General features: G+C 31.7%; 5 protein-coding genes. All 5 read left to right on the forward strand.

Annotated elements, in window-relative coordinates:
• Positions 1-436 (forward strand): cytochrome c biogenesis CcdA family protein (locus ACPYKA_RS19855; RefSeq protein ID WP_479543924.1); only part of this gene is annotated, 436 nt, incomplete at its 5' end.
• A 465-nt stretch (positions 437-901) separates the two neighbouring features.
• Positions 902-1,270, forward strand: a complete 369-nt coding sequence (locus ACPYKA_RS19860) for a response regulator (protein WP_479543925.1) — start codon at positions 902-904, stop codon at positions 1,268-1,270.
• A 31-nt stretch (positions 1,271-1,301) separates the two neighbouring features.
• Positions 1,302-1,796: a CcdC family protein gene (locus ACPYKA_RS19865; RefSeq protein WP_479543926.1), complete on the forward strand. Its 495-nt coding sequence runs from the start codon at positions 1,302-1,304 to the stop codon at positions 1,794-1,796.
• Between the two features lie 357 nt (positions 1,797-2,153).
• Positions 2,154-2,702, forward strand: coding sequence for a hypothetical protein (locus ACPYKA_RS19870; RefSeq protein WP_479543927.1), 549 nt, complete (start codon positions 2,154-2,156; stop codon positions 2,700-2,702).
• Complete coding sequence (locus ACPYKA_RS19875; protein WP_479543928.1) at positions 2,695-3,030, forward strand: hypothetical protein; 336 nt, start codon at positions 2,695-2,697, stop codon at positions 3,028-3,030. The genes ACPYKA_RS19870 and ACPYKA_RS19875 overlap by 8 nt, the downstream gene beginning before the upstream one ends.
• Positions 3,031-3,173 lie beyond the last annotated feature (143 nt).

The following is a 3,173-nucleotide window of genomic DNA, read 5'->3' on the forward strand; positions in this document are numbered from 1 at the left end:
AATTGGGGCCATTTTAATTATTTTCTTTGGGCTCGTTATCGTTGGTGTACTTAATTTTAAATTTTTAATGAAAGATAAAAAAATTACATTTAAAAATAGACCAGCAGGATTTATTGGCTCTTTTTTCATTGGAATGGCTTTTTCAATGGGGTGGACGCCATGTACTGGTCCAATTTTAATGGTCGTAATAAGTCTAGCAGCTACTAATCCGGAGCAAGCGATGCCATTAATGATTAGTTATGTTCTTGGTTTTGCAATTCCATTTTTAGTCTTATCTTTTTTCGTTGGAAAATTAAATATTATTAAAAAGCACAGTATGAAACTTGTAAAAATTGGTGGCTATATTATGGTTTTCTTTGGAGTTGCTTTATTTTTTGACTGGATGACTAAATTAACTTCACTTCTGGCGGAATGGACTGGCTTTTACGGTTTTTAAGATTCTCCTTTATTTCATATGGCAAATAGACTACAATAGAATTATATGCATTTTAAAAGGGTTACATTATTTAAACCAAATAACTAAATTTTACTTCCAGCAATACCGCAGTTTTTTTGTTAGGATTCGATGTTTATTTATGATGAACAGGCCATTCTTTCACCAAATGGAGGGTTTGTTGTGTTTACATGCCCCAGATTCGGATCATGGATTAGGCTAGTTGGAAAAGCTGTAATTCTATGATCTGCTATTTTTACTAGATTAGGTGTATTATGATTTGGTGGACTGTTTCCTATACAGACATTTGGATGTTTTCAAATTCCCTTCATAGGTGAAATTGAGCTTGCAACAGCTATGATATTTGATCTTTTTAGTTTACTTCATTTATTGGATCAATGGTGTTGATCATTTGTACAAACAATAGCTGAGACCGAGCCTAAGACAAAAAGATATGGAGGAAAGATAGTGACAAAAGTACTTATCATTGACGATGCTAAATTTATGAGAATGACATTAGCAAATTTGTTTAAAGAACATCAATTTAATGTCGTTGGTATGGCTGAAAACGGGGAAGAAGGGGTCAAGCTTTATAAAGAAACTTCTCCGGATATTGTTACCCTTGATATTACGATGCCTGTCATGGATGGATTACAAGCTTTAAAAGAAATAATAAATTTTGATCCAGCTGCTGAGGTACTTATGTGTTCAGCAATGGGGCAACAAAAACTTGTTGTCAAAGCAATAGAACTAGGTGCAAAAGACTTTATTGTCAAACCTTTTGATGAAAAACGGGTTATTGAAACAGTAAATCAAATAATACATACTGCAACTTAGACCTACTTAAGCCGGGAGTTGAATGAAATAAATGTCGTTTGCAGGATTAAATCATACTTTTTTACTTATCGCCAGTACGATCATTGCATTATTTATGGCGACAGCTTGGAATTTTATCCGTATTAAATCTTCAAGAAAACCAATTAATTTTAAAAAAATAATACTACCACCTATTTTTATGAGTTCTGGAGCATTAATGTTTATATTTCCCGAGTTCCGTTTAAATCTTTCTGAAATACTTGAAGCTTGTATTGTTGGAATTTTCTTTTCATTTTTTCTTATAAAAACGACAAAATTCGAGATTCGAGATAATTCAATATTTCTTATTCCATCGAAAGCATTCGTTTTTATTTTATTCGGACTATTATTCATTCGTATAATAATTAAATTAATCATTGGAAGTACGATTTCATTTGGAGAAACAAGTGGAATGTTCTTTTTACTTGCATTATCTATGATAGTCAGTTGGCGGATCGCTATGGTAGTTAAATATAAACGGTTAACAACTAAGTTAAGATCTGAGTAATTTTTGATCGTTAAGAATTAGGTAATTTCTAGGAAAAAACATATGTAAGTTTAAATGATTGCTAGTAGGGATTGTTTGAGAAAATTGGTATAGTACGCACCAATGCAATTATAAAATATTTTAATTCGTGGTTGTCTTCTTCTGTTTACTTTCTCAATGACATCATCATAAAATTGTGGTATTAATTTCAAGACCTATATATAGCAATTTCTATTAAATTTCTATTAAAAATATAGTAGAATAATATGAATACGGGAATCTAATTCACACAGGTAATAGATTTGTTGTTTAAATAATTAAACATTTAAGGTGGTAATGACGATGTTATAAGTAGAACTATAAAAAGGAGGTATATTTATGGAAATCAAAAAGTTCTCAGTTTTTATTGTTTTAATTGGGTTAGTATCAACCTTACTCATTTCTTCCGGCACTGCATCTGCCCAACAGGCTCCATCCTTGTCTTATATTAATGTGGCTGCTATTACTTCAGATGGAGATGGCTATGAATGGCATTACCCCGAGTCCGAATATTTAAGTACTGGTTACACTGCTAGCGGTACTGAAGTAGTATTAGCTATCTATGTAGAGGGATATACAATACCTAGTTCACCAAGAGTATATGTAGATAATGTTGATATTACAGATGATATTTATGAGCCTTTACCTAGAGAAGCTATACTTGGGCCAGGTAATCTTGTTTATGGACATATTTATTATAAAGCCATACCGTTAGATTACTTTGAAAATAAAAATATTGGGGTAGTGACTCTTTTCGCAAGGGATATTCATGATCCAATCAATGTAACACGTTCAGTAACTAGAAATTTTAATATTGATTGGAATACAAACTATATAAATCCAATAAATAGCAGTAATAGTTTGGATGGGATTGATATAAATGATTAAAGATTTTAGCCCAGACCAGCTTAGTGCCTTCCAAGCATATACTAGATTGACAGTTGTTGCCCATGTGAAAGGACAAAGAGAACATAATAGGCCTTACAAGAATAATGAAGTTAGCTTTAAAGATTTTCAAAAAACTCTTGAGCGAGAGGTAATTGTTAATCGCTCTTTATCAAGAGAGGTAGACGAATGGGTGAAAGAACATACTAAAGCTCAAATAAAAGCCCATAATAATCACGCAATGGAATCAAAAACAATGAGTTATGTTGAAAAAGCATATAGATTGGGTTTCGTTGATATAAATGGTCATTTATATCAAGCTAAAACATAAAAATATTTACCTTTTAAAACCTATAAATCCCGATATAAATTAAAAAATTTTATAAAAAAACAGACCAAGAATATTGCTTCTTGGTCTGTTTCTGCTTCGCCGCTTAAAGCTGTTATTCCATTATTCTTTTCCATCCCTACGTA

Source organism: Pseudogracilibacillus amylolyticus (SeqCode) (assembly GCF_051918545.1).
Lineage (GTDB): Bacteria > Bacillota > Bacilli > Bacillales > Amphibacillaceae > Pseudogracilibacillus.

Excerpts from the sequence above, each read along its gene's own strand:
- ACPYKA_RS19865 (WP_479543926.1), top strand. The coding sequence starts at position 1,302 with ATGTCGTTTGCAGGATTAAATCATACTTTTTTACTTATCGCCAGTACG.
- ACPYKA_RS19870 (WP_479543927.1), top strand. The coding sequence starts at position 2,154 with ATGGAAATCAAAAAGTTCTCAGTTTTTATTGTTTTAATTGGGTTAGTA.
- ACPYKA_RS19875 (WP_479543928.1), top strand. The coding sequence starts at position 2,695 with ATGATTAAAGATTTTAGCCCAGACCAGCTTAGTGCCTTCCAAGCATAT.